We start from the raw sequence: 26726 nt of genomic DNA on the forward strand, positions 1-26726 counted from the left end.
TTGTCGTTACGCTGGAGCAAGAAGTAGAAGGAGAACAACGTGTCAACGCCTACCGACCCCTACAACTCCAACTCGCGCCGGCCCTTCGACGACGAGGATTCGATCCTCGAGCCGCTCGACGACCGCGCCGCCGCCCCCGCACCCGCCGCCGAGCCCGGCAAGGCCGAACCCACACTGGGCAGCTTCGCCAACGACGGCCTGCCGCACCGCTTCACCGGGTCGGTGGAGCCCGAGTTCCCCGCGCACAACGAGGCCGGCACCGAGGGGACATGGGAGGCGGACCCGCTGGCACCTGGTCGCGACGAGGGGAACGGCTGGTCGTCTGATGCGCCGGCCAAGGGCGCTGAGCCGACTGAGGGTGGGGCGCCCGCCAAGGATGCCACGCCCGCCGAGGGCTGGGCCGAGGGCCTGGCCGCCGATTCCACTGAGGGCCGAGCTGATGGCCCGGCCCGCGCCGACTCGCCCGCCAGCACCGACTCCGATTCCAGCCCCCGCGGCTTCGGCCCGCTGAGCTCCGAAACCTCCGACGATCCCGCATCCTCCACCCACGACGCCCCGCGCGGCCCCACGCGCACCTCCGTCATGAGCGCGGCCACCTTCGGCGATTCCTACGAACCATACGCGAGCTCCCCGGCCAGCCCGGACACCGCCGTCGAGCAGCCCACCCTGGACTCCCCCGCCGCGCCGGCGTTCATGACCGCCGCCAGCTCCGCCGACGCCGAAGAGCGCCGCGAGCGCTGGTCCGCCGACCCGGGCGACACCGTCCTCGCCGACAGAATCCCCGACGCCCCCAAGGGCCGCGGCCTCACCCACACCGGCGCCCTCCTACTCACCCTGCTGCTTGTGCCCGCGGCCTGGTACCTCATCGCCGACGCCGGGGCTCGCCTCGCGATCGTCCCCGACAACCCGTGGATGACCGGCTCCCCGCAGCTCATGCCGTTGCTGGAGCTGGCGGGCGGCGTCGTCGTCGCGGGAATTATTTGGTGGATGGCCCGGGCGTCGTCGTTGGGCGCGAACGTGATCGGCACGCTCGTCCTGCTCGCGGGGGCCGGCGCGCTCGGCGCCCCGAAGTTCGCACAGGACGTGGTGGAGCAGCTGTCGAACGCGATCGGCGGCTACAACGCATTTACCGGCAACGTCGTCTACCACCTCGGCAACGACCTCGCCACCGGCCGCATCGCCGTCTTCGGCGCGCTGCTGCTGCTCACGGGCATCGTCTCGCACGGCGCACGACGCCGCGGCCAGGCCTTCGGCACCACCGTCACCCGCCGCAACCTACTCCTTCGCGATTCCTAATGCCCGCCGACACCACCTGCATCACCCTCCCCGGCCCCTGGCGCCACGAATACATCCGCGCCAACGGCGCCCAGTTCCACGCCGCGATCGCCGGCTCCCACAACCCCGACAAGCCGCTCGTACTGCTCGTCCACGGGTTTCCCCAGTATTGGTGGGCGTGGCGCAACCAGATCGAGCCACTGCACGCCGCCGGCTACCACGTGGTAGCCATTGACCAGCGCGGGATCGGCGGCTCCGATAAGACCCCCGACTCCGAAGACGGGCTCACCCTCGCCTCCGACCTCGTGGCGATCGTGCGGGCGCTCGGGGCGCGCAGGGCGGTCGTCGTCGGGCATGGGCGCGGCGGGGCGCTGGCGTGGAGCGCGGTGTCAATGGAGCAGGACCTCTTCGCCGGGCTCGTCACCATTTCCTCCCCGCACCCGCGCACCCTCCACCGGCTGGGCATGCATGTCACGTTGCGGACGTGGCGGCACGTGCTCACCTTCGCGCTCACCCCCATTTCAGGGCGCAACCTGGCCAAGGAGTCCGTGGTGCGAGCACTGCTCACCGAGTGGTCCGCCTCCGGCAACAACGGCGCCTCCAGCCAGTCCGACATCTACACCCAGGCCCTGCAACTGCCCGGCGCGGCGAAGATCGCCATCAACCAGCTGCGGTGGACGTGGAACTCGCAGCGCAGCGCCACCGGGCGCACCTACCTGCGCGCCTCCGCGAACTCCGTGCACATCCCCGTGCTCGCGATCCGGGGCGAGGCCGACCCCCTCCTCCCCGACCGCGCCTGGGATAAGGACCTCGAGTTCTCCACCGGGCCGTACCACAAGGTGCGAGTGGCCGGGGCCGGGCATTTCGTGGCCGAGGAACAGCCCGAGACCACCACGCGCCTGCTACTGGACTTCCTTCAGGGGCTCGAGTAGCTGCTTTCCGGGTGGGATCGGCGCACCGGCGGGCCGCAATGTCCGATTTGTCAAGAATTGCTCGGCTTAGCCAGGGGCGGTTGTTCCGTTTTGCCCGATTGGCTCGGCGGCGCCCCGTCAATTGTCAGGACCCTGAGGCCAAAACGGCCTCTTTTGCCGACGAAAACTCTCAGAGTCCTGACGTTTGCCCGGTTACTCTACCGACCCGGCGGCTGGGCCCTATTCTGCCGACGGGCAGATGTCCGCCAGCGCACACGCCCCACACTCCGGGCGGCGGGCGTGGCACACCCGCCGCCCGTGGAAGATGATGCGGTGGCAATCCATGGTCCAGTCCTCGCGCGGCATGATCTCCATCAGCTCGCGCTCGGCTTTGACGGCGTCGGTCTGCTGCGTCCACCCCCATCGCCGGGTCAGCCGGCCCACGTGCGTGTCCACCGTAATCCCGGGCACGCCGAAGGCGTTGCCGAGCACCACGTTCGCCGTCTTCCGCCCCACCCCCGGCAACCTCACCAGTTCTTCTAGCGTTCCAGGCACGACGCCGTCGTGGGCCTCGAGCAACGCCCCGCCCAGGCGCGAAAGCGACTTGGCCTTGGCCCGAAAGAAGCCGAGCGGGCGCAGGATCTCCTCCAGCTCGGGGATACTGGCGCCGGCCAGGGCCTCCGGGCCGGGGAAGCGGGCGAATAGTTCGGGGGTCACCTGGTTGACCCGCACGTCGGTGGTCTGGGCCGAGAGAATCGTGGCAACCAGCAGTTCGAAGGGGGTGGTGAAGTCAAGTTCGCAGGCGGCGTCGGGATAGAGGGCGGCAAGGCGCCCCAGGATTTCCGTGACCTGCTCGGGCGAGCCGGGTTCCATCATGTCAACCTCCATCGGCGGCGTAAGACCAGATTAGCGCGACAAACCCCCGTATACACCGTGCGAATAGCGCGCTAGCATGGCAAGATGTAGTGTGTATGACCTCGGACACAAGCCCGACCCGCCGCGCGGCCCCAACCGCCCACCGGCATGGTCACGAAGACCTCAGTAAACTTAAGTAGAAAGGTAAGCGGATGGAATCGAACATCCTTGCCAACGTTGAACTCTTCAAGGAGCTTGGCGACGACGAGCGCGACTCCCTCATGGCCCTCATGTCAGAGACCAGCCTCAAGCGTGGCGAGTCCCTGTTCCACGAGGGTGACGCGGGCGATCGGCTCTACGTCATTGTCGAAGGCAAGGTGAAGCTGTCCCACACCTCCGACGACGGGCGTGAGAACCTCATCGCGATCCTCGGCCCGGGCGAGATCATTGGCGAGCTCTCACTGTTTGATCTGGGCGCGCGGTCCTCCACGGTCACGGTGATTGCGCCGTCAAAGTTCCTTTACCTGTCCCACAAGGACATGATGAACTACATTGACGAGCACCCGAAGATGGCCAAGGCCATGTTGCGCGAGCTCGCCACCCGCCTGCGCAACACGAACGACCAGATGGCCGACCTCGTGTTCTCCGACGTGCCCGGACGCGTGGCCAAGGCCCTGCTTGACCTGGCCGAGCGCTTTGGCGAACGCACGCCCGAGGGCATCTACGTGGCCCACGATCTGACCCAAGAGGAGCTGGCGCACCTCGTGGGGGCGTCGCGCGAGACGGTGAATAAGTCGCTGGCGGACTTCACGGCCCGCGGCTGGATCCGCCTCGAGGGCCGGGCCGTGCTGCTCATCCAGGTGGGGCGCCTGCAGCGCCGCGCCCACTAGTCGCCGCCCGGCGGCTCGGGCATTTCGCTTAGCTGGACGATGTCGGGGCTATCTGCTCCTTTACGCAGATGGCCCCGACATCGTCCAATTGCCTTTAACGGGTAGAGCACCCCCAATCGAATGCCTTGCCGGGGCCCGCCCGTCTCATTACGCTGGAGCCATGACTACTTGGGAATACGTCACTGTACCGCTCTTGATGCACAACACGAAGCAGATTCTTGATACGTGGGGGAAGGACGGCTACGAGCTTGTCACGGTTATCCCCGGCCCGAACGGCACGAACCCCGTGGCCTACATGAAGAGGCCGGTCGAGTGAGCATCGCGCAGGCGCTGGCTGAGCTCGGCCTGGAGCTTCCCGACGTCGCCGCCCCAGTTGCGGCCTACATCCCGGCTCGGCGTGTCGGCAACGAGGTGCGCACCTCCGGCCAGCTCCCTTTCGTCAAGGGTGAGCTGGTGACGGGCAAGGTAGGCCAGGCGGTGTCGGCCGAGCAGGCCTACGACCTGGCGAAACAGTGCGCGCTCAACGCGCTCGCGGCGGCGGCGTCCGCTGCCGGCGGGGTGGATCACCTGGTGAGTGTGTCGCACGTGACCGGCTTCGTTGCCTCCGACCCGGGCTTCTTTGGTCAGCCCGGCGTCATCAACGGCGCCTCCGAGCTGCTGGGCAAGATCTTCGGCGACGGCGGCGCGCACACCCGCTCCGCCGTGGGAGTTGCGGTGTTGCCGCTGGATGCGCCGGTGGAAGTGGAAGTCACCTTCATCGCCAAGTAGGCCGGGCACCAAGCTCAATCGAATACTTCCGGGACGATGTGAGCCACATCTGCACATATGCGCCGATGTGGCTCGATCCGGCCCGCGAATTATTGTTGCCGGCCGAGCTACGGGCAGGGCGGGGTGTCAGCGCGCTGCCGGACGCCGCGAGAGGCGCGGAATGCGACCCGCGCGAAGCTCGATCGCGACGGCGTCGTTGGATTCGGTGAGGTAATCCCACCAGTCGGTGATGTGGGGGAAGCGGCGGACGAGGGCGCGGCGCTCGCGTTCGGTCATGCCGCCCCAGACGCCGAAGGACATCTGCGAATCGAGGGCGTCGGCCAGGCACTCGATGCGGACCGGGCAGGAGAAGCACATTTGACGGGCGTCGGCTTGCGCAGAGCCCCTCACGAAGAGCGAATCCGGATCAGTGTTTGCGCAGATCGCGCGCACTGCCCACGTCTGATCCTCATATACCTGCGTCATTTACCTATCCCTTCACCGAAAGCGCCCTTGCTCCCGAACTGGCGTGACTGCGGTCACTCACCAACATGTTACCCAACTGCTCCGATAAAATCACATCCGGCCGGTCCGCGGACGCGGCGTTCACCCTGTTCAGAGCGCAGAACACCGGAGATAAACGGGCCACATCCGCCCTTGGCATGCCCCAATTCACGCAACTTTGTCGGTGGCAACCACTATTGTTGAAACATGCGTAGTTCTGGCCGAAAGATGACCATCCGACAGATCATCGTCGCCCTGCTCAGCTTCTTTTTGCTCACCGGTGTCGGCGGTGGGATTCTTGCCGCCGCGGCGCTACCTATAGTGGCCACCACGGGCACGGTTGCTAACGCGGGCACTCGGGTGTTTGATGACCTGCCCACGGATATTGACTTCACCAAGCCGTCCGAGCAGTCCGTTATCTTGGCGGCGGACGGCTCGCACCTGGCCACGTTCTACGCGGAGAACCGGATCGTAGTGGCATCCGACCAGATTTCGCCGCTGATTAAGCAGGCGGTGGTCGCGATTGAGGACGAGCGCTTCTACACGCACAACGGCATTGACGCCCAGGGTCTCATCGGCGCGGCGTTCAATAACTTCACGGGCGGGCGGCTCGCGGGCGGATCCACGATCACACAGCAGTACGTGAAGAACGCGATCATCGAAGAGGGGCGAATCCTCGGCGATTCCACGCTCATTGCGTCGGCCACCGAGCGTTCGATTTCCCGCAAGCTGAACGAGGCGCGCTACGCGATCGCGGTGGAGAATAAGCTGACGAAGGATGAGATCCTCACGGGCTACCTCAATCTGGCCCAGTTCGGCCCGTCGCAGTGGGGCGTGGAGGCGGCCTCGCGCTACTTCTACGGCATCTCGGCGAAGGACGTGTCGCTGCCGCAGGCCGCGATGATCGCCGGCATCACGCAGGCGCCCGGCAAGTGGAATCCGGTCACGAACCCGGAGGAGGCGAAGAAGCGTCGGGACGTGGTGCTGGGCCAGATGTACAAGCTCGACATGATTTCGCGTGAGGACTTTGAGGCCGCGGTAGCCGTGCCGGTGGAGGAAATGCTGAACGTCACCTCGGTGCCCAACGGGTGCGCGGAGGCCGGAATTTCGGCCTACTTCTGCGAGTATGTGGTGAAGGACGTGCTGAACGATCCGGCGCTAGGCGAGACACGCGAGGAGCGCATCGCGGCCCTCTACCGTGGTGGCATCGTCATTCACACCACGATCAATCCGGCTGAACAGCAGGCCGCGTATGACGCGGTGGTGGGCTCGGTGCCGGTGGGTGACGAATCGTCCATCAACATGGCGCTGTCGTCGGTGGAGCCTGGAACCGGCCACATCCGCGCGATGGCGCAGAACACGAACTTTGGCAACCCCACCCCCGAATCGCCGGATGACATGACGCTCAACCTCAACGCGGGCATGAACATGGGCGGCGGATCGGGATTCCAGGCCGGATCGACGTTCAAGATTTTCACCCTCGTCGAGTGGCTGAAGGAGGGGCACGGCACGCTGGAGCGGGTCAATGGCACGCCGCAGAAGTTCGCGCCTAACTCCTGGAAGATCCGGTGCGCGCCCGGCGCGCGGCCCGGCGAGGCGTGGGGGCCCGGCACGCTTGACGGCGTCGGCACGGGCATGATGAGCGTGCTGACGGCCACCAAGCAATCGGTCAACCCGGCCTACGGGCAGATGGCCAACCAGCTCGACCTGTGCAACATCATGGACATGGCCAGCAACCTGGGCGTGGAGCGCGGACGCGTGGCCATGGATGGGGACGCGGAGACAGCGCAGATTGCCAACCTCAGTCTGCCCTACGAGCTGGGCGAGCCCCTGCCGCTCATGCCGAACCCGGCTGCGATTATCGGCTCGAACCCGGTCACCCCGCTGTCGATGGCGGTGGCCATGGCTACCCTGGCCGCTGACGGCAACCGGTGCGAACCGCAGTCCTACACGCTCATTGAGGATTCGAACGGCAACGTGCTGTCGGACCGGCAGCCGCAGTGCCGCCAGGTCATTGACAAGGAGCTCGCGCGGCGGACCACCTCCACGCTGGCCCAGGTGGTCAAGAGCGATGCCACGGGTGAGCGCGCCCAGCTGGCGGGCGGGCGCCCGGCCGCCGGCAAGACCGGTACTGCGAACGAGGACTACCATGCCTGGTTCGTCGGCTACACCCCTCAGCTCGCCTCCGCCGTGTGGCAGGGTCACCACGAAGGCTACATCTCAATGTTCCACTCGGTGATCAACGGGGTCTACCACCGCGAGGTCTACGGCGGCCTGTACCCGGCGATGACGTTCAAGAGCTACATGGACGCCGCGCTCGCCAGCGAACCTATCCAACAGTTCGCCAAGCCCACCGCCGATCCGACCACGATCCGCGTGCCGCGCACGAAGCTCGAGGAGTCGGAAGAAAAGGAAGAGACAAAGGAAGCGGCAAAGGAGACCACGGAGCCGGCTGGTGACACGGCGGCAAACCCCGCCCCGTCGTTGCTGGGGATGACTCAGGAAGCCGCGCAATCCGCGACGCTTGCCGCCGGATACGGGTACGTGACTCGAACCGAATCCTCGAGCCAGCCCGCGGGGACCGTCCTTCGGCAGAGTCCTGCCCCTGGGCAGGAGGCGACGCCGGGTAGCCGGATCGAGATCTGGATTTCAGGCGGAAACTAATTTCAACGCGGTGGACGTGATGGCGGGCGGCCCGGTGGGCCGCCCGCCCGACTAGGAGGCATACATGCGAACTTCTCATGCCGTGCTGGCAGGTGGCGGCGGGCTAATAGCGGCTGGCCTGGGTGCCGGCGTCTATGGGCTGGTGCATTCGCACAGCTACGTGTTGCGGCGTCGTTCGCTGTTGCTCCCCGGGCAGGCGCGTCCGCTGCGCATCTTGCACATCTCTGACGCCCACACCCTCGCTCGGCACACCAAGCGCCTGCGCTTCATCCGCGACCTCGCGGAGACCTCACCGGACCTGGTGGTGCTGACGGGCGACATGATCGCCGAACCCGACGCCGTCGCCCCGGTCCTCGCCGCGCTCGACGAGTTGCTGGAGGTGCCCGGCGTGTTCGTGTTCGGTTCGAACGACTACGTGGCGCCCACGTTCAAGAATCCGCTCGCCTACCTGGGCGGGCCGTCCAACCGCGGGGCGAAGAAGGGCCAGCCCGATCGCCGACCCCTGCCGTGGCGGGACATGCGCGCCGAGTTCAAGGCGCGCGGGTGGGCGGACCTGACGAACGCGCGCGCCCAGATGTCAGTGGCCGGGTGGGATCTCGAATTCGTGGGCGTGGACGACCCGCACATACACCTCGACCGCTTCCCAGATCCCGTCGATGGGCCCGCCGCTGGAGATTTTGCGGGCACTGCCAGGTCCGCCGGCGCAGCCGGCACAGCCATCTCAGCCGGCAAAACCCGCCCGGCCTCGCCGACGGGCAACTCTGGAAAGCCAGCCACCAACCCGGGGGACAGCGTCGGGAAGCTAGGCGATGCCGTCGTGGGCGAACAACCCCGGATGCGGATCGGCGTGGCGCACGCGCCCTATCAGCGGGTGCTCAATCAGATGGTCGCGGACGGGTGTTCGCTCATTTTCGCAGGTCACACGCATGGCGGGCAGGTGTGTCTGCCGCCGCATCGGGCGCTGGTGTCGAACTGTGACCTCGACCCGTCGCTCGCCTCCGGCCTGTTCGACTGGCCCCGCTTCCCCGACTCCGAGGAGCCGATCAAGGGCGACGGCGCTGCGATCGCGAAGGAGGAGGCTGGCGGGGCGTGGGTGCAGGTGTCGGCCGGGATTGGGTCGGCCACCTACATGCCGCTACGCACGTTCTGCCCGCCGGAGGCGATCTTGTTGGACGTCGTGCCGGTGGCCGCCCAGCCTGCGGGTGTGAATTCGCGCGCACTGCCGTGAGCGATTTCGAATTCGGGGGTGTAGCGGCTACTATTTATTGAGTCGCAAGATATCGGGGTGTGGCGCAGCTTGGTAGCGCGCTTCGTTCGGGACGAAGAGGCCGTGGGTTCAAATCCCGCCACCCCGACCAGAATTCGGGTGAACCGTGAGGGTTCACCCGTTTTTCATGCCCGCCCAGGAGTCCCCGGCCTCCACCAGCAGTGCCGGCGACCCCGACCACCGGCGCCGGCGCGGTCCCCGATACCCGCCCGGTACCCGCCACCCCCGACACAACTCGTGGACCTCAGACCCACCAGGCCCCATAGCAATCGCCAGCCGGTATATTCACGACTTCTGTCGGCCACCACGCCCGGGCCTCTATCCAAACCGCCCCCGCACCCACCCCCCACGCGGTAGCCTTGAGGGACCAAACAAAGGAGCAAAAGTGCTGGAACACGCGATCTGGTGGCAGGTCTATCCGCTTGGCGCCCTGGGCGCCCCGATCCGCGAAGATTGGCGGGACACGGGCGAGGAGCACCGGCTGCGCAAGCTCGGCCCCTGGCTGGATTACGTCGCGCAGTTGGGTTGCAATGGCATCCTGTTCGGCCCGCTGTTTGAGTCGACCACGCACGGCTACGACACCACGAACCACCTGCGCATTGACCCGCGCCTGGGCTCGAACGAGGATTTCGACTGGTTGGTGGCCGAATGCCGCGCCCGCGGCTTGCACATCATCCTCGACGGCGTGTTCAACCACGTGGGCGTGCGCCACCCGCTCACGCTCGCGGCCCTGGACGGCCAGCCCTCCCCGGTTATCGTCGCCGACGACGGCTACCCCCAGCATTGGGAAGGCCACCTGGACTTGGCCGAGCTCGACCACGCCAACCCCGCCACCGAGGACCTGGTCGTGGAAGCCATGGAGTTCTGGCTCGAGCGCGGGATTGCGGGCTGGCGTCTCGACGTCGCCTACTCGGTTCCCACCGACTTCTGGGCCCGCGTCACGGACCGCGTCCGCGCCCGCTTCCCGCACGCTGTCTTCGTGGGCGAGATCATCCACGGCGACTACCTGCGCCTCATCGACGCCGGCCACCTCGACTCCGCCACGCAGTACGAGCTGTGGAAGGGCATCTGGTCGTCGCTCAAGGACCGCAATCTGTGGGAGCTCGCCCACGCGCTCGAGCGCCACGACGCCTTCTCGGCTGACCACCGCCTGCAGATTTTTGTGGGCAATCACGACGTCGACCGCATCGCCTCCACCCTCGACGACGACGGCGCCGCCATTGCTGCCGCGATCCTCTTTTCGCTGCCGGGCATCCCATCGATCTACCAGGGCGATGAGCAGGCGTTCCGTGGGATGAAAGGCGAGGGCGCCTCCTCCGACGATCAGATCCGCCCACCCCTGCCGGCCTCCCCGGAGGAGCTGAGCGAGTTCGGTTGGTGGATGTACCGGCACTACCAGGAGCTGGTGGCCGCGCGGCGCCGGCACCCGTGGCTGGTCGACGCGCGCGTCGAGGTCCTGGACAAAGCCAACGAGCGCCTCTCCTACCGCGTCACCTCGCGCCCAGGCAACGCCGGCTGCCCCGGCAACCTCGGCGAGGGCTCGCTCACGGTGACGATCGACCTTACGGCACCCTCGATCACGTTGGCGTTCGACGACGGCGACACCGTCACCTACGCCGGCTAGGCGAACACGCCCTCCTCGAGCCCGGCGCTTTCCTTGTCTATCTACGCCCTAAGTCTGGTTTTTTCTTCCCGACCCCGATCCGCCCCCCCACACCTTCTCACCTGCGGTTTTGCCCGTGCACGTTTTCGCACAGCTTGGTGTTGAACAATTCGGTCCCACCCCGTAACGTGGCTGTTCAGTAAGACACCGAGGCGAGGATGTTCATGAGTGAGGCCACTGCCGAAACACTACAGTTACGTGACCAGTGGGGTCGCGTGGCGCGTGATTTGCGCATTTCGCTCACGGACCGCTGTAACCTTCGCTGTTCGTATTGCATGCCGCCCGAGGGCTTGGACTGGTTACCCACGGAGCGGACGCTGACCGACGCCGAGGTCATGCGCCTCATGCGGATCGGTGTGGAGATGCTTGGCATTGAGGAGATCCGCTTTACGGGCGGCGAGCCGCTTCTGCGCAGGTCCCTCGAGGACTTGGTGGCGTTTGGCGCGAGTTTGCGCACGACGTCGGGCGCGCGGCCTGGCCTGTCCCTCACCACGAACGCGCTCGGCTTGGACAAGCGGGCCGCGGCGCTTGCGGAGGCGGGGCTGGACCGGGTGAATGTGTCGATGGATTCGGTGGACCCGGATGTCTACCGGCACATTTCCCACCGTGACCGCCTGGCCTCCGTGTTCGCCGGGATCCAGGCCGCTTTCGACGCGGGGCTCACGCCCGTGAGAATCAACGCGGTGGCGATACGGGATGTCAACGACGCCGGTCTGCGCGACTTGCTGCGCTACTCTCTGCGCGTCGGGGCCCAGTTGCGCATTATTGAGCACATGCCGCTTGGGCCGCGTGAGACGTGGTCGCGGGCGAATATGGTGCCGCAGGACGAGATCCTCGACTACCTGGGCGAGGAGTTCGAGCTAACGCCGGCCGAGACCGCCGACCCGTCGGCGCCCGCGAAGCTGTGGAATGTGGCCCCGGGAGCGGATCACCCGGGTGGGAGCGTGGGCGTGATTGCGTCGGTGACGAAGCCGTTCTGCGCGGATTGCGACCGCACGCGCCTCACTGCCGACGGCCAGATCCGCAACTGCCTCTTCTCCCGCACCGAGACCGACCTGCGCGGCCCGATGCGCTCCGGCGCCGACGACTCCAAACTCGCCCGGCTGTGGGCCGACGCCATGTGGGAGAAGAAGCCCGGCCACGGGATCGACGACCCGGGTTTCATCCAGCCCGAGCGCTACATGTCAGAAATCGGCGGCTAAGCAGCCCGTCCGAACGGGGCGCTCGACAGAACACGTGAATATACCGGCTACCGGTTCTATATGGGCCTGGCAGGTCTCAGGTTCACGAGTTGCGCCGGGGTTCCCGACTACGCCGAGCCCACCCACTCGTCGGTGCCGTCGGTGAAGAGCTGGCGCTTCCACACGGGCAGCTTGTCCTTGATCGTGTCCACCACGTCTGAGATCGCTGCGAACGAGGCGCTGCGGTGCGGGCTAGCCACCACCGCAACCATCGCGAGCTCCCCGATGGCGAGCTCGCCCACCCGGTGCACCACGGCCACCCGGCACTCCGGGTGCCGCTCGGCCACCTCGGCGGCGACGTCGGCCACCACCTCAGCCGCGCTCGGGTGGCAACTGTACTCGATGCCGGTCACCCCGCGGCCGGCGTCGTGATTGCGCACGATCCCTTCGAAGACCACGAGTGCGCCGGCGGCATCGTTGCGGATTGAGTCGGCGATGGCGGCGGTGTCAAGTGGGGTGTCTTGCACGCCGGTGAGGCCGATGCGGTCCATGTGCGTCCTCCCTATTGTTGCGACCCGCAAACACTAGCATGGTGTGGTGGTGGCGCGCCCACCGAGGCCCGCCCAGAAAGGACATTCATGAAGCTCACCCACCTCAATTCCGCCGGAGAGGCCCGCATGGTCGACGTGACGGGCAAGCAGCCGACCGTTCGCGCGGCGAACGCGCAGGCGAAGGTCACGTGCTCGGCCGAGGTCATGGCCGCGCTCCGGGACGGCACCGTGCCCAAGGGCGACGTGCTGGCCGTGGCCCGCGTGGCCGGGATCGCGGCCGCCAAGCGCGTGCCCGACCTCCTCCCCCTTGCCCACACGATCGGCGTGCACGGCGCGCAGGTGGACCTCACGCTCGAGGTCGACCACGTGCTCATCCGCACCACCGTCCGCACCGCCGACCGCACCGGCGTGGAGATGGAGGCGCTGACCGCGACGTCGGTGGCGGCGCTCGCGGTGGTGGACATGGTCAAGGGCGTGGACCGCTCCGCCGCCATCACCGACCTGTTGATTACCGCCAAGTCCGGCGGGCGTTCGGGCACGTGGGAGCGGCCCGGATTCGAATCCGACCGTTCCGTGGAGGCCTGATGGGCGCGCTCACGACACCCGAGGCGTACCTCGCGTCCCTCCTCTCCGCCTTCCGCCCGCAGCGGCTGGCGTCCGAGAGCGTGCGCCTGGCCGATGCGCTGGGGCGCACCCTCGCCGACGACGCCGACGCCCTGCTCTCCGTCCCGCCCTTCGACAACTCCGCGATGGACGGTTTCGCCGTGCGGGTGGGGGATTTTGCGGGCGAGGGGCCCTGGGAGTTCGCGGTGGTGTCGGAGATCGCGGCGGGGACTGTGGGCGATGAGCTGGGCCCGGCCGAACTGGGTGGAGCCGGGGCGGCAGGCGCACGTCCGTCCGCCGCCCGCATCATGACCGGCGCACCCGTGCCGCCGTGGGCCGACACCGTGGTCAAGGTCGAGGACACCGATGCCCCCGCGGGTGCCTCCGAACTCCCGGCAACCGTGCGGATCACGGCCGCCCCGCGACCGGGCCTCAACATCCGCTGCGCCGGCGAGGACCTCACCGCCGGCTCTCCTGCCATCCCGGCGGGCACGATTCTCGGCGCCCGCTCGCTGTCCGCACTCGCTGCGATCGGCTACGGGCAGGTGGGGGTGGTGCGCAGGCCGCGCGTCGGCGTCGTCGCCACCGGATCGGAACTGGCGCGCCCGGGCGAGCCGCTCGGGCCGGGCATGATCCCCGACTCCAACTCCACGCTGCTGGCGATGCTCGTGCGCGAGGCGGGCGGGGAGCCCACGGAGGTCCTCACGGTGGCGGACACGGCCGAAGCCTTCGGCGCGGCACTGCCCACCGACGTCGACCTCATCGTCACCTCCGGCGGCGTGTCCATGGGCGCGTTCGACCCCGTCAAGGAATACGGCCTCGCCCACGGCTGGACCTTCGAGAAAGTGGCGATGCAGCCCGGTAAGCCGCAGGGCCACGGGCGCAGCCCGGGTGGCGTGCCCGTCATCTGCCTGCCCGGCAACCCCGTCTCCGTGGCGGTGTCCTTCGCCCTGTTCGTGCGGCCCTACCTCGCCCGCCTCCTTGGTCACGCCGAGCACCCCGCCCGGATGCTACCGGCCGGCGCTGGCTGGACCACCCCCGCCGGTCGGCGCCAGTACCTGCCCGCGCGCGTGGTTCCGGGCGACCCGGACGTTGTGGTGCCCGTGCACGAACGGGGCTCGGGCTCGCACCTGGTGGCCGCGTTGCACCACGCCGAGGTGCTGGCCGTGGTGCCGGCAGACAAAGAGGAGGTCCGGCCAGGGGACCTCCTCCAGGTCATTCAATTATAGGAACGTTGCTAACTGGTGAGTCTGAGCGGTTTCGTGCGCACAACCGGCCTTTTCAAGCCCAGATTCACCAGTTAGTTACGGCGATCAGTGGTCGGCACCGGACTTCCACCCGGCAATCCTCGCCGGACGCCGTTCGCGGGACGATTTGAGCTTCATCTTCGTATATACGAAGATACGGCCGAAATCGTCCCGCGAAGGGACCACCTCTCCGTCACACCCCAATCTGGGCGGTGACAATTGGGGCAATTGTGACTGGTGTGAATAGGGTTGGGGCAGGCAGAAAAACAAGCGCCCGCCGGCAAATTATCGGCGCCGGCAGGTTTCGCCCCAATAGGTTGGGGCCGGCCTCGGCACCAAAACCGGCCTCGACACCAGGGTGGATTGAAATATTTTGGACGATTCCGGGGCGATCTCCTCATATAGAAAGATCGCCCCGGAATCGTCCAGTATTTTTAAATCGCTCAGCCCGGCCACGGTGGCCAACATCCGCGGGCGATCAGTGGTCGGCGCCGCGCATCTGGTCCACGGCGTGGGGCAGGATCGGGATGATCACTTCCATCCCGTCCGTCACTCCGCCCACCGAACCGGGCAGGTTGACCACCAGGGTGCGGTTGCGCCCGAGCACCATGACGCCCGCGCGCGAGCGGGACAGGACTGCCGACGGCGAGCCCTTCTTGATCCCGTGGTAGCGGATCGCCTCCGGGATGCCGGGGATGTCGAAGCGCAGGAGCGGGTCCATCGCGCGGGCCGTGTAGTCCTGGGGCGAGATGCCGGTGCCGCCGGTTGTGATCACGACGTCGACCTCGTCGTACGCCGCGGTCTGGACGGCTTCGGCGATGGCGCGGACATCGTCGTGAACCACGGTGGCGGTGACGACCTTGACGCCGGCCTCTTCGAGATAGCGCACGGCGGTGGGGCCGGAGATGTCCTCCCGCTTGCCGGCGGCGCTTCGATCTGAGATCGTGATAACGGCAGCTGAAATACTCATAGGCTCATTATAAATTAAGTAAACGTTCGCTCAAGAATGTTTAGGAACGTCTTGCTTAACGAAGCCTGCGACCCAAGGACACACATGTTCAAGAAGATCGCCGCGGTCGCCGCGGTTACCCTCCTCCTCGTCGCCTGCTCCCAGGGCACCGGTAACGACGCCGGCTCCGGCCCTGGCAGCCCGGGCGGCTCGGGTTCCAGCAGCCCCGCCAGCTCCGAGCTCATCGTCTTCGCCGCAGCCTCTCTCAACACGGCGTTCCCGCAGATCGCCGAGGAGGTCTTCGGCCCGGATAACCCGGGCGTCAACGTCACGTTCTCCTTCGAGGGCTCCTCCTCGCTGGCGGAGAAGATCCTGGCCGGCGCCCCGGCGGACGTCTTTGCCTCCGCGAACGTGGGCAACATGGACAAGGTGGGCGACCTCGCCGTCTCCCCCGCCGAGTTCACCAAGAACACGCTGCGCCTCATCGTGCCCGCGGGCAACCCGGCCGGCGTCACGGACTTGGCCTCGGCCAACGCGGCGAAGTTGGTGGTGTGTGCGCCGCAGGTGCCGTGCGGGGCGGCCACCACGCAGCTTGCCGAGCACCTCGGGCTCACGCTTACGCCGGTCTCGGAGGAGCAGTCGGTGACGGACGTGCGCACGAAGGTGGAGACCGACGAGGCCGACGCGGGCCTCGTCTACGTCACCGACGCGATGCTGGTGGCGGACAAGGTGGAGATCGTCGATGTCCCCGGCATCACTGACGTCGGCACCTCCTACATGATCGCCACCCTCACCGACGCCCCGAATCCCGACGCCGCGAAGGCCTTCCTTGACGCCGTCATGTCGGAGAAGGGTCAGGCCATCCTCGCGGAGTACGGGTTCGGCACGGGCGCGGGCGAAACCAAGTAATGCGCGGCATCCCGCGGGGCTTTTGGCTGCCGGCCACGATTGCGCTAGCCATGCTTATCCTGCCGTTGGTGGGCATGGCCTCGCGGGTGCCGTGGGCGGAGCTGGGGCCGATCCTCACCTCCGCCGCGTCCACAGACGCGCTGTGGCTCTCACTGCGCACGTGCCTTCTTTCCATGGCGATTTGCCTGGTGGTGGGAACGCCGCTCGCGCTCATGTTCGCGCGCGCCGCTGAGGCGCCCCGGCGCCCGGCGTGGCTCACCCCGCTGCGCACGTTCGTCCTCGTGCCGTTGGTGATGCCGCCGGTGGTGGCCGGCCTGGCCTTGCTCACCACATTCGGCCGGCGCGGGCTGTTCGGCCCGGCGCTGAACGTGGCGGGCATCCAGATCCCGTTCACCACCACGGCCGTGATCTTGGCCCAGGTCTTCGTGTCTTTGCCCTTCCTCGTCACCACTGTGGAGAGCGCCGCGCGCGCCGCCGGCTCCGACCTCGAGCACGCCGCCGCGGGCCTGGGCGCCAGCCGGTGGGTGCAGTTCAGCCGCATCACGGTGCCGGTGCTCGGCCCGTCGATCATCTCGGGCGCGGCCCTTGCGTTCGCCCGCTCGCTCGGCGAATTCGGCGCCACCATCACCTTCGCCGGCTCACTCCAGGGCACCACACGCACGCTCCCCCTCGAGGTCTACCTCCAGCGCGAACAAGACCCCGACTCCGCCCTCGCCCTCGCCCTCCTCCTCATCCTGATCGCGTTGCTCGTCACCGCGCTCACCACCGCCTTCGAGGCCCGCAGCTCTCGCCGCTTTGCCAACGACGCCGGTGCCGCGGCCCGCGCCGATGCCCCGGGTGGGGGCCGGGAGGACGGCGTCGGGAACGACACCGAGGCTGGGCGGAAGATACAGGCGCCGGTGGGCTTCGTGCTGGACGCGGACGTGCCCGAGAGGCACGTGCGCTACCGGCTGGAGGCCGAGCCGGGCGAGACGATCGCGCTCATCGGGCCGAACGGCTCGGGGAAGTCGACGGGGATCCGGCTACTGGCCGGAGATATCACGAGCCCGGGGTCGGTGGTGGAGAAACCGGCCGCCGTGGGGTTCTTGGACCAGTCGCCGGCGTTGTTCCCGCACATGTCCGTGCTCGACAACGTAGCCTTCGGGCCACGGTGCGCCGGGGTGGGCAAGGCCGAGGCGCGGGAGCGGGCGCGGGCCGAGCTGGCCGCCGTCGGGATGGCCGGGCAGACGGAGCGTAACCCGCGCGAGCTGTCGGGAGGGCAGGCACAGCGCGTGGCACTGGCCCGGTTGCTCGCCGTGGACCCGCAGCTGCTCCTGCTGGACGAGCCCTTCGCCGCGCTCGACTCCACCGCCACCGCGCAGCTGCGCGCCATCATCGCGCGGCGGGTGGCGGGCATTACCACGGTGATCGTCACGCACGACATCGTCGACGCCCTCACCCTTGCCGACCGCGTGGCCGTGCTCGAGGGAGGGCAGCTCGTGGCGCTCGCGCCGATGCAGGAGGCGCTCAGCCGGCCGGCCACGGCGTTCGTGGCGAGCTTCGCGGGCGTCAACATGCAGTTCGGGCAGATGGGCGGCGATGGCCTGCGATCCGGGGCCGTGACCTTCCAGGGCGTGGCCGACGGGCTGACCGACGGCGACGCCGGTGCCGCCGTCTTCGACCCCACCTCCGTCTCGCTTCGCACCCAGCGAACTCCCGGTTCGCCGCGCAACGTGTTCGAGGGCCGGGTGCAATCGATGAGCACCGGGGCCGTGGGGGTGAACGTGATGCTGGATATCGGCTCTGCGACGCCGATCCACGCAACCATCACCGCGGCCGCAGCCGCCGAGCTCGGGCTGGAGGAGGGGGCTGCCGTGTATGCCGAAGTGAAGGCGATGCAGGTGCGACTCATCTCCATTTCGCACGGTGCAAATGTGAATAAGTAGCTACCGGGGCGTAAGATGAGTGTGTGCGTTGCCCGATCCGGGCGGCGCTGACCTGAAAGGAGTCCACCCATGGTCAACATCATCGGAACGATTATCTTCGGAGCTGTGATCGGCTTCCTCGCCCGCTTCATCCGAAAGGACGCCCCGATCTCCGTGCTGGCAACTGTCGGCCTCGGTGTGGCCGGCGTGGTGGTCGGTAACCTGATCCTCCAGCTCTTCAGCTACCCAACCGACACGCCCGGCATTGATTGGATCCGCTGGATCGTGGCCACCGTGCTCGCGATTTTCTTCATCGGCATCTACCTGGGCCGCGCGGGTAAGAAGAACTAAGCGGCGCTGAACGGGGGCGGCGGGCGAAGGCCCGCCGCCCCCTTCGCGCATCTGCAACGTTAGTTCCCAAGATGCAACACCAAAATGCGGCTTTTTGCCGTTGCACATCGCGAATTAGCGTTGCACCTGCGGAGGTGAGGGGCCGGGCCGAACCAGAATGGCCAGGCCAGACAGGCCGAACCGGGCAGGGCCGCAAACCGGCCGAAAACATAAATGAGGCGGGCCGCCATCCACGCTAGGCGGCCCGCCTCGGGCAGACGCTCTGACCTTCAGGGAGAAGACTGCACAAATTCCTTCTCCAGCCAGTGCGTCAGGTTTCATCACACACACGAAAGGGAAGACCTTGAAGGAGATCTCCTTGCGATGTCTCTAGTATGGCAATCGATACTTAGATATCCATTGATGATTTCTGGGAGTTTTCTGGGAAATCTTTACCTCCCGCCGCAACCCAAACAGGCGCCCGAGAACCCGCGGTTTTCCGAGCCATTAGACCCATGACTGTGGCGTACGGAACATTAAGATGGCTTTCATGAACGACGCCCCACGCGCCGCGTCCAACGACGGACCCGCCCCCACCACCACGCCCGCAACCGGCCAGCCCTCGGCTGCCCGCCCAGCCCCCGGCCAAGCCCAACCCACGGCCACCCCGGCTGGCGCATCCAAGCCCCGCGCTAAGCGCCCGGCCCGCCGCCCACGCAAGGCACCGGCCGCCCAGCGCTGCACGCCGCTTGGCGCGAAGGAGAAGATCGGCCTGATTCTGGGCGCGATCGCCTTCGCGTTCCCATTCGTGGTGGATATCCCGAACCTGGAGCCCCTGGGCGAGCGCATGCTGGCGATCTTCCTGCTGGCCATTATTTTCTGGATCACGGAGCCGATTCCGCTCACGGCCACGGCGGTGCTCGTCATCTTGCTGGAGGTGCTGTTCGTGGCCAAGGGCGGCGTCTTCACCCCGAGCCTCGACCCCTCCAGCCCCGACGCCGCCACCATCGCCGACCAACTCCTGCCCTCCTCGGCCTACTTCGCCGCGCTCGCCAACCCGGTCATCATCCTGTTCCTGGGCGGCTTCATGATCGCCCACGGCGCCGAAAAGTACGGCCTGGACCGCAACCTCGCCTCGGTCATGCTGCGCCCGTTCCCCGATAGCGCCCGGGCCACCACCGCGGGCCTCATGCTCATCACCGCGATCCTGTCGATGTTCATGTCGAACACGGCTACCACGGCCACGATGTTCGCCGTCGTCGCCCCCATCCTCAAGGGCCTGCCGAAGGGCAAGGCGCGCGCCGGCGTCGCGCTGTCCATCCCGCTCGCGGCAAACGTGGGCGGCATCGGCACGCCCGTCGGCACCCCACCCAACGCGATCGCTATCGGCGCGCTGGCCGAGCGTGGCATCACCGTCTCCTTCGTGGACTGGATGATCATGGCCGTGCCGTTCATGGCGATCATCCTGCTGTTCTCCTGGCTGTTCCTCTCCTTCGTGTTCCTCCCGAAGGACGCCCGCATCCACGTGGAGATGACCTCGAACTGGGACCGCACCTCGAACGCCCGCATCTTCTACGCAATCGCCGCAATCACCATCCTGCTGTGGATGAGCGAGCCGCTCCACGGCGTCTCATCCAACACGGTGGGCTTCTTCCCGGTCGTAGCCCTGCTGTGCCTCAAGGTCATGGGCGGCGCGGACATCAAGGCGCTCGACTGGTCGGTGCTGTGGCTGGTCTCGGGCGGCATCGCGCTCGGCACGGGCGTCGGTGCCACGGGCCTGGACGCCTGGCTGGTCGGCTCGGTGCCGTGGGAATCCCTGGGCGGAGTGTGGATCGTCGCGATCCTCGGCCTCATCGGGTTCGGTATGGCGAACGTCATCTCTCACTCCGCGGCCGCGAACCTCCTCGTCCCGCTGGCCGTGTCGCTGGCCGTCTCCCTCGACGGCGTGGACACCATCACGGTCAGCGTGGTCGTGGCGATCGCCTGCTCGCTGGGCATGTCGATGCCGATCTCCACCCCGCCCAACGCGATCGCGTACTCCACGGGCGAGATCAAGATCTCCCAGATGGCGCTGCTCGGCATGGTGGTGGGCACGGCCGCCACCGCCGTCCTCATCTTCGCCCTGCCTACCGTCTGGTCTGCCATGGGGTTGCTGTAACGATGGGGTTCCCGACGACGTCCGACTCGGTCGCGTTCAACCGCGCACCATTCCATACCCCCGCGCTCGACACGGCGAACTTCGGCGTCCAGCCGTCGATCCCGATTGTGGACGCGCGCCCGCTCGACGTCGTCATGCTCGGCACCGACCCCGCCACCGCGGCAGTCCCCGAGTGGCTCGCGGAGGGGTTGCGCGGGGAGTGCCGGGTCCACCTCATGGCCGACCTGACCGAGCTCATCGAGCGGGAGCCGGAGCTGGACGAGCTCGCCGTCGTGACCCTGACCGTGGACAAGCACGGGCTCGGCCCCGGTCACCCCTTGTTCGACTTCATCGCCGCCCCCGGACATGAGGACGTGCGCGTGGCGCTACTCGCCACTGAGCGCGAGATCAGCGGCCTGTCCGCCCTCGCCGACTCCAACCGCCTCGACCTCCTCGCTTACCTCCCCGACATCCCCCACCTGCCCTTCACTCGCGACATCCGCACCCAGCTGCGCCGCTACCGCAAGAACACTCGCGTCAAGGCCGGCGGGCGCCGCGAGCGCGCCACGGTGGACGAGCGCTTCGCCCTCCACCTCGACGCCTCCGACCTGGAGATCGTCCACCGGATCGTCGAACTCGCCGACGAGCTACTCGGCTACCAGCCGCGCGTCCACCACCCGCCCAACACGCGCCTGACCACCGAGGGCGAACGGGTGGAGGAGATCACGCTGGCGCTGTCGGGGCAGGTCGCGCTCGAGATGCGTTCCGACGTCGGCGACGTCACCATGCACCGCTCCACCACCGGCCGCCTCATCGGCATGCTGGCCCTGACCTCCGGCCGCAACGCGTTCTTTACCTCGCGCACGACCACCAACGTGGTGGCCGTCCAGCTCACCTTCGAGCAGATGAACTACATTTGGAGCCACAATTCGGAGATCCCCTCCCTGGTGGCGGCGCTGTTCGTGCGCTCGTTTGACCGGCGCCTGCGCCGCTCGGAAGATATTCAGATCGAGCAGGTGGAGCTCACTGCCGAACTCGAGCGGGAGCGCGCCAACCTTGCCCAGGCTCTGCGCAACCTCGAGGCGGCCCGCGCCGAGCTCATGAGCCAGGCGCGTTTCGCGTCGCTCGGCGAGCTCGCGGCCGGAGTGGCCCACGAGCTCAACAACCCGATGGCCGCCATCGAACGCATCGGCGACCACCTCTACGACGACGTCCACGCCCTCACCTCCACCGCGAAGGACCAAAAGTGGGCGCGGCGCGTGCTGGCGGCGATGGACGCGGCTCACGGGGCGGCGTCGTTAACAACGCGCGAGGAGCGAAAGATTCGGCGCGAACTGGAAGCGGTGACGGGTGACCGGGCCGCGGCCCAGCGCCTCGTGCTCGCCGGAATCCACGACCCAGGCTTCGCCAAGGAAGTCCTGCGCTCGCGCGGCATCGACCTGGAGACCGTGGAGCTGGCGGCGTCGATCGGCACGGGCCTGCGCAACATTTCCACGGCCACACACCGGGTCACCGAGCTGGTGGCCTCGCTGCGCTCCTACGCGCGCCCCGACGGCGACCCCATCACGAACGTGGACGTGCACGTGGGTCTCGACGACACCCTCCGACTCGTCTCCCATCGCCTCCTCAACGTCGAAGTGGAACGCGACTTCCACACCATCCCCCACATCACCGGCAACCCCGGCCAACTCTCCCAAGTGTGGACCAACCTCATCACCAACGCCGCCGAAGCCATGGCCGACCAGCCGGGCGCCCGCATCCGCATCACCACCGGCGTGGAGGGCGGCAACGTCACCGTGGCGATCGCCGACAACGGGCCCGGCATCGCACCCGACATCCAGAAGAACATGTTCGAACCGCGCTTCACCACCAAGGGCGGGCAGGTGCGGTTCGGGATGGGGATTGGACTGTCGGTGGTGCGGTCAATGGTCACGCGGCACGGCGGCCACATCCGCGTGGACACCGGGCCGAGCGGCACCACCTTCACCGTGTCGCTGCCAATCGCCGGGCCCCCGACGGAGGCTGAGGGCGCTGGTGCGGGCCGGGCGGACGGCGTCACAACAAGCCAAATAGCAGAGCAGAGAGCCGAGTAGGAGGAACCATGAAACTTGCAATTCTCATCGTGGAGGACGAGCCGGAGGTGCGCGCCTCCATCGAGCGCGACCTCATCGACTTCGCTGACGTGGCTCGTATCGAGCCCGCCGAGGACGTCGAGGACGCCTGGGAGGTGGTGGACGACATCGACGAAGACGGCGACGCGCTCGCCCTCGTCCTGTGCGACCACCGCATGCCCGGCACCACCGGCGTGGAATTCCTGGTGCAAATGATGGACGACGATCGGACCGTGGACACTCGCAAGGTGCTCGTGACCGGGCAGGCCGACCTGTCCGACACGATCCGCGCCGTCAACGACGCCGACCTCGACCACTACATCGCCAAGCCCTGGCAACCCGAGGAGTTACGCGAGACCGTGCGGCAGATGCTCACCGATTATGTGGAGGTCAGCGGGATTAATCCGCTGCCGCACCTGGCCGTACTTGACCCGGAGCGTGCGATGGAGCTGGCGCGGGACTTCTCGATCGCCGACTAGCCGGTGCCGGGCGGTCAGCGGGGGCCGAAGGGGATCTCCTGCGTGCGGCCGGCGAGCACGTCGATGAAGAGGACGCGCCCAACCAGCGGGTGGCCAGCCCCGGTGATGAGCTTGATGGCCTCGGCGGCCATGACCGCGCCCGTCTGGCCGGGCGCCGCGCCCATGAGCCCCACCTCGGCGGTGGTGGGCAGGGAGCCGGCGGGAGGTTCAACGGGGAAGAGGTCGCGCAGACAGAGCCCGTCAGGACCGGGGAATCCGGCGGCCACGGCCCGCGGCCCAGTCCAGAACACCGACACTTGGGCCTGCCAGCCCAGCAGCGCACCCCACACCACGGGGATGCCGGCACGCGCGGCAGCATCGGAGATGAGGAACCGGGTGGGCAGGTTGTCGGTGCCGTCCAGCACGAGGTCCCAGCCGGCCAGCACCCCATCGACGTTATCCTCCGTCAGCCTCACGGGGAAGGTCTCCACAGCAAGGCCCGGGTTGAGCTCCTTGAGCCGACGCGCCGCCGAAGCCACTTTGAGCTCCCCGACCGCGGCGGTCGAATGGATAACCTGGCGTTGAAGATTGGTGAGGTCCACGCGGTCGGCGTCCACGACGCCGACCGCGCCCACTCCCGCCGCCGCCAGATAGAGCAGCGCTGGCGATCCGAGGCCTCCGGCCCCGATCATCAGCACCCGCGCCCCTAGCAACCTCCGCTGTCCAAGCTCGCCGATCTCCGCCCGCGCGATGTGGCGCGCGTAGCGTTCCCGCTGGTCGAGGGTCAGTTCGGGGCCTGGCTCCACGAGCGGGGCGATCATCCCAGCCGAACTGCTCTTCACGCCCACCTCAGCCTCCGGCGAACGGGGGTAGAACGTCCACGCGCGGGTCGTCGGGGAGGACGGCCTCTCGCTCGGCGTGCTTGCCGTTCACCAGGAAGGAACACAGGCCCAGGACGCGGGTGAGGCGGTCGGGGTCGGCGGGGGCGACGGCGTCGTGAACGCGCGCCGCCAACTCCTCGACCGTGGCGCCCTGCGGGACCTCCACGGTGGCGGTGTCGGTGCCGGCGGCGTCGGCTGCCGCGGCGAAGAAACGAAGCTCGGCGATCATGCACTCTCCTCGAAAAACGGTTCGGGCTTCCACAGGGGCGTGGGCTCGTCGGCGCGCGCCCGGATGATCCACCATAGCGCCTCGACCGCGAGCGCGCCCGCCAAGCCGATCAGCGTGGCTTGCCACATCATGGGGCCGTTGGAGGAGTCGAGCATGAAGATGCGCTGCGTGAGGTCCCAGTTGAAGATCACGCCGTACCCGACCAGCGGCAGCACCACGAGCGCGAGCTTCCACGCAGAGAGCGGGCGGGCGATGCAGAACAGCACCCAGGACGAGGGGATGATGAGGGCCACGAGCGCCGCGGTCGACTCTTGCACGTGCACGTCCGGCACGTCCCACCCGGAGGCAACCATGTAGGCGAGGAACGACGTCGTCCCGACCACCACCCCCGCCGGCACCGCGAAGCGCAGCACGCGGCGCACGAAGTGTGGCCGCGCCCGGTTGTGATTCGGGGGCAGAGCGAGGATGAAGGCGGGGATGCCGATGGTGAACCAGCCGGTGATCGTCACGTGGATCGGCATGAAGGGGAAGGGCACGGCGGCGAGGATCACGAGGATCGCGAGGAAGGCGGAGTAGATCGTCTTCGTGAGGAAGAGGTTGGCGACGCGCTCGATGTTGCCGATTACGCGCCGGCCCTCGGCCACGACGTGCGGGAGGGTGGCGAAGCGGTTGTCAAGCAGGACGATCTTGGCCACCGCGCGGGTGGCGGCGGAGCCGGAGCCCATGGCGACACCGATGTCGGCGTCTTTGAGGGCGAGGACGTCGTTGACGCCGTCGCCGGTCATGGCCACCGTGTGCCCGTTGGATTGGAGGGCCTTGACTATGTCTTGCTTCTGGTCGGGGCGTACGCGCCCGAACACGCGGTTGTGCTCGATGGTGCGGGCGAAGTCGTCCGGCTCGATGTGGCGGGCGTCGACGGGCGTGCCCTGCTCGACGCCGAGGCGCTCGGTCACGGCCCCCACCGACGCCGCGTTGTCGCCCGAGATCACCTTGACTTCTACGTCCTGCTCGGCGAAGAACTCGAGGGTGGCGCGGGCGTCGGGGCGGATCTTCTGCTCGAAGATGATGAGGGCAAGCGGAGTCACGACGCCGGGCGCGCCTTCCTCGCCGACCTCCCGTTCGGCCCTTCCCAGCATAAGGACGCGGCGGCCCGTGGCCCCGATCTCCTCAGCGCGTGCGGCGGCAGGGTGGTCGCCGCCGAGGACATCCGGGGCGCCCATAACGTACGTGACCCTGTCCGGCCGAGCGAACGTGGCCCCCGACCACTTCGTGGCCGAACTGAACGGCGCCCGCTCGGCTACCTCCCAGGCCTCGCCCTCCACCGAAAAGTGCTCGGCGATGGCTTGCGCGGTAGCGTTCGGGTCCGGGTCGGTAGCCACCAGCTGCGCCAGGATCTGGGCGCACTCGCTTTCCTGCGCGTTCGGCTCACCACGGCCGACTGTGCCGTCGGCGCCCTCGGCCCCGCCGTCGTGCCCCGCACTGTCGACGCGAGCCGCGCGGCCGGCGTCGTGAACAACCTCAAGTTCGGCGAACACCAGCGTGTTCTCGGTCAGCGTGCCGGTTTTGTCGGCGCAGACCACGTCCACGCGCGCCAGCCCCTCGATCGCGGGCAGCTCCTGGACCAGGCACTGCCGCTTGCCGAGCCGGATCACCCCGAGCGCGAACGCCGTGGACGTGATGAGCACCAGGCCCTCCGGCACCATCGGCACCAGCGCGCCCGTGATCTCCAGGACCACGGCGCGGTAGCTGTGGACGCCGTCGCTGGTCTGTGAATAAATCGTCAGCAGGCCCACGGGGATGAGCACCCACGTGATGTATTTCAGGATCGTGTTGATGCCCGCCTGCAACTCCGAACGCGCGAGCGAAAACCGGGAGGCCTCCGCGGCGAGCTTGGCCGCGTACGAATCCGCGCCGACCTTCGTCACCTCATAATCGCCCGACCCGGACACGACAAACGACCCCGACATGATCGGATCCCCCGGCGCCTTCCGCACCGCGTCCGACTCTCCCGTCAGGTTCGACTCGTCCACCGACAGGTAGTCCGAGGCGCGCACCACGCCGTCGACCACGATCTGGTTCCCCGCGCCGACCCGGACGACATCGTCGAGCACCAGCTCCTCCTGGGCCACCTCGGTAAGCTCGCCGTCGCGCCACACGCGCGGGCGCTCCTCCCCCACGATCACGAGGGACTCGAGCGTGCGCTTCGCGCGCAACTCCTGGACGATGCCGATGCCGGAGTTCACCACGATGAGCAGGCCAAACGCGCCGTTAATGAGCGATCCGGTGGTCATCACCATGACGAACAGGACGAACAGGATCGCGTTGATCCGCGTGAAGACGTTCTGGCGGACGATCTGCCCCACGGACTTGCCCGTGCGCGGGGGGAGCTCGTTAGCGCGGCCGTCACGACGCCGTTCCTCAACTTCCGCCGACGTCAAGCCGAGCGTTGTAGCTGGCATG

Annotated in this window: 24 protein-coding genes and 1 tRNA gene; 18 read left to right on the top strand and 7 right to left on the bottom strand. The window is 67.7% G+C overall.

The genetic code is table 11. The features are described from left to right. Positions 1-39 precede the first annotated feature (39 nt). Positions 40-1296, top strand: coding sequence for a hypothetical protein (locus QPC17_RS08350; protein WP_285347222.1), 1257 nt, complete (start codon positions 40-42; stop codon positions 1294-1296). Next, the gene (locus tag QPC17_RS08355) at positions 1296-2207 is read left to right on the top strand and encodes an alpha/beta fold hydrolase (RefSeq protein ID WP_101923718.1); all 912 of its coding nucleotides are present in this window, start codon (positions 1296-1298) and stop codon (positions 2205-2207) included. The genes QPC17_RS08350 and QPC17_RS08355 overlap by 1 nt, the downstream gene beginning before the upstream one ends. Before the next feature lie 219 nt (positions 2208-2426). Here the strand turns inward: QPC17_RS08355 and nth are convergent, their stop codons facing one another. Then, positions 2427-3062: an endonuclease III gene (gene nth, locus QPC17_RS08360; protein WP_210382938.1), complete on the bottom strand. Its 636-nt coding sequence runs from the start codon at positions 3060-3062 to the stop codon at positions 2427-2429. 191 nt (positions 3063-3253) lie between these two features. Here nth and QPC17_RS08365 point away from each other — a divergent pair, with 191 nt between their 5' ends. From QPC17_RS08365 to QPC17_RS08375, 3 genes are all read left to right on the top strand, one after another. Then, positions 3254-3931, top strand: a complete 678-nt coding sequence (locus tag QPC17_RS08365) for a Crp/Fnr family transcriptional regulator (RefSeq protein WP_062613030.1) — start codon at positions 3254-3256, stop codon at positions 3929-3931. Positions 3932-4091: 160 nt separating this feature from the next. Further along, positions 4092-4247, top strand: a complete 156-nt coding sequence (gene sp36 / locus QPC17_RS08370; RefSeq protein ID WP_162839027.1) for a Sp36 family protein — start codon at positions 4092-4094, stop codon at positions 4245-4247. Then, positions 4244-4699, top strand: coding sequence for a RidA family protein (locus QPC17_RS08375; protein ID WP_062613028.1), 456 nt, complete (start codon positions 4244-4246; stop codon positions 4697-4699). The genes sp36 and QPC17_RS08375 overlap by 4 nt, the downstream gene beginning before the upstream one ends. Positions 4700-4825: 126 nt before the next feature. Here the strand turns inward: QPC17_RS08375 and QPC17_RS08380 are convergent, their stop codons facing one another. Then, positions 4826-5164 carry a WhiB family transcriptional regulator gene (locus tag QPC17_RS08380; RefSeq protein ID WP_062613026.1) on the bottom strand — a complete coding sequence of 113 codons (339 nt, stop codon included), beginning with the start codon at positions 5162-5164 and terminating at the stop codon, positions 4826-4828. Positions 5165-5389: 225 nt separating this feature from the next. On the opposite strand from QPC17_RS08380, the gene QPC17_RS08385 reads away from it, so the two are divergent. From QPC17_RS08385 to moaA, 5 genes are all read left to right on the top strand, one after another. After that, positions 5390-7846: a penicillin-binding protein gene (locus QPC17_RS08385; RefSeq protein WP_070445810.1), complete on the top strand. Its 2457-nt coding sequence runs from the start codon at positions 5390-5392 to the stop codon at positions 7844-7846. A 64-nt stretch (positions 7847-7910) separates the two neighbouring features. Continuing rightward, positions 7911-9074 carry a metallophosphoesterase gene (locus QPC17_RS08390; RefSeq protein ID WP_285347223.1) on the top strand — a complete coding sequence of 388 codons (1164 nt, stop codon included), beginning with the start codon at positions 7911-7913 and terminating at the stop codon, positions 9072-9074. A gap of 53 nt (positions 9075-9127) precedes the next feature. Beyond that, positions 9128-9204, top strand: a tRNA-Pro gene (locus tag QPC17_RS08395). A gap of 294 nt (positions 9205-9498) precedes the next feature. Further along, on the top strand, positions 9499-10737 hold the full coding sequence (locus tag QPC17_RS08400; protein WP_062613019.1) for an alpha-amylase family glycosyl hydrolase: 1239 nt from the start codon (positions 9499-9501) through the stop codon (positions 10735-10737). Between the two features lie 203 nt (positions 10738-10940). Further along, positions 10941-11978: a GTP 3',8-cyclase MoaA gene (moaA, locus tag QPC17_RS08405; protein WP_285347224.1), complete on the top strand. Its 1038-nt coding sequence runs from the start codon at positions 10941-10943 to the stop codon at positions 11976-11978. 107 nt (positions 11979-12085) lie between these two features. Here moaA and QPC17_RS08410 read toward each other — a convergent pair whose 3' ends face one another. Further along, complete coding sequence (locus QPC17_RS08410; protein ID WP_062613017.1) at positions 12086-12508, bottom strand: molybdenum cofactor biosynthesis protein MoaE; 423 nt, start codon at positions 12506-12508, stop codon at positions 12086-12088. A gap of 87 nt (positions 12509-12595) precedes the next feature. On the opposite strand from QPC17_RS08410, the gene moaC reads away from it, so the two are divergent. Beyond that, the gene (gene moaC, locus QPC17_RS08415) at positions 12596-13093 is read left to right on the top strand and encodes a cyclic pyranopterin monophosphate synthase MoaC (RefSeq protein WP_285347225.1); all 498 of its coding nucleotides are present in this window, start codon (positions 12596-12598) and stop codon (positions 13091-13093) included. Then, positions 13093-14340, top strand: coding sequence for a molybdopterin molybdotransferase MoeA (locus QPC17_RS08420; RefSeq protein ID WP_285321190.1), 1248 nt, complete (start codon positions 13093-13095; stop codon positions 14338-14340). The genes moaC and QPC17_RS08420 overlap by 1 nt, the downstream gene beginning before the upstream one ends. A gap of 496 nt (positions 14341-14836) precedes the next feature. On the opposite strand, the gene QPC17_RS08425 is transcribed toward QPC17_RS08420, so the two are convergent. Next, positions 14837-15328 (bottom strand): MogA/MoaB family molybdenum cofactor biosynthesis protein, encoded by a 492-nt coding sequence (locus tag QPC17_RS08425; protein ID WP_068539044.1) that lies wholly within the window; start codon positions 15326-15328, stop codon positions 14837-14839. An 84-nt stretch (positions 15329-15412) separates the two neighbouring features. On the opposite strand from QPC17_RS08425, the gene modA reads away from it, so the two are divergent. The 6 genes from modA to QPC17_RS08455 all read left to right on the top strand — a co-directional run bounded on the left by modA (position 15413) and on the right by QPC17_RS08455 (position 23177). Beyond that, positions 15413-16216 (top strand): molybdate ABC transporter substrate-binding protein, encoded by an 804-nt coding sequence (gene modA, locus QPC17_RS08430; RefSeq protein ID WP_276787240.1) that lies wholly within the window; start codon positions 15413-15415, stop codon positions 16214-16216. A gap of 50 nt (positions 16217-16266) precedes the next feature. Then, positions 16267-18141 (top strand): ABC transporter permease, encoded by a 1875-nt coding sequence (locus tag QPC17_RS08435; RefSeq protein ID WP_285347226.1) that lies wholly within the window; start codon positions 16267-16269, stop codon positions 18139-18141. 69 nt (positions 18142-18210) lie between these two features. Beyond that, entirely contained in the window at positions 18211-18471 is a 261-nt protein-coding gene (locus QPC17_RS08440) for a GlsB/YeaQ/YmgE family stress response membrane protein (RefSeq protein ID WP_062613006.1), read from the top strand. A 529-nt stretch (positions 18472-19000) separates the two neighbouring features. After that, the gene (locus QPC17_RS08445) at positions 19001-20608 is read left to right on the top strand and encodes an SLC13 family permease (RefSeq protein WP_083281084.1); all 1608 of its coding nucleotides are present in this window, start codon (positions 19001-19003) and stop codon (positions 20606-20608) included. Positions 20609-20610: 2 nt separating this feature from the next. Continuing rightward, positions 20611-22680, top strand: a complete 2070-nt coding sequence (locus QPC17_RS08450) for an ATP-binding protein (protein ID WP_244899239.1) — start codon at positions 20611-20613, stop codon at positions 22678-22680. 8 nt (positions 22681-22688) lie between these two features. Further along, positions 22689-23177 (top strand): response regulator, encoded by a 489-nt coding sequence (locus QPC17_RS08455; RefSeq protein ID WP_062613003.1) that lies wholly within the window; start codon positions 22689-22691, stop codon positions 23175-23177. A gap of 14 nt (positions 23178-23191) precedes the next feature. Here QPC17_RS08455 and QPC17_RS08460 read toward each other — a convergent pair whose 3' ends face one another. The 3 genes from QPC17_RS08460 to QPC17_RS08470 are packed head-to-tail and all read right to left on the bottom strand — an operon-like array spanning position 23192 to position 26725. Next, positions 23192-23998, bottom strand: a complete 807-nt coding sequence (locus QPC17_RS08460) for a HesA/MoeB/ThiF family protein (protein WP_201783140.1) — start codon at positions 23996-23998, stop codon at positions 23192-23194. Positions 23999-24005: 7 nt separating this feature from the next. After that, a complete protein-coding gene (locus QPC17_RS08465) occupies positions 24006-24266 on the bottom strand; it encodes a MoaD/ThiS family protein (protein ID WP_068539040.1) in 261 nt (86 codons plus the stop codon). Further along, positions 24263-26725 (bottom strand): HAD-IC family P-type ATPase, encoded by a 2463-nt coding sequence (locus tag QPC17_RS08470; RefSeq protein WP_068539039.1) that lies wholly within the window; start codon positions 26723-26725, stop codon positions 24263-24265. The genes QPC17_RS08465 and QPC17_RS08470 overlap by 4 nt, the downstream gene beginning before the upstream one ends. Position 26726 lies beyond the last annotated feature (1 nt).

The organism is Trueperella bernardiae, from assembly GCF_030246965.1.
GTDB classification, from domain to species: Bacteria; Actinomycetota; Actinomycetes; order Actinomycetales; family Actinomycetaceae; genus Trueperella; species Trueperella bernardiae.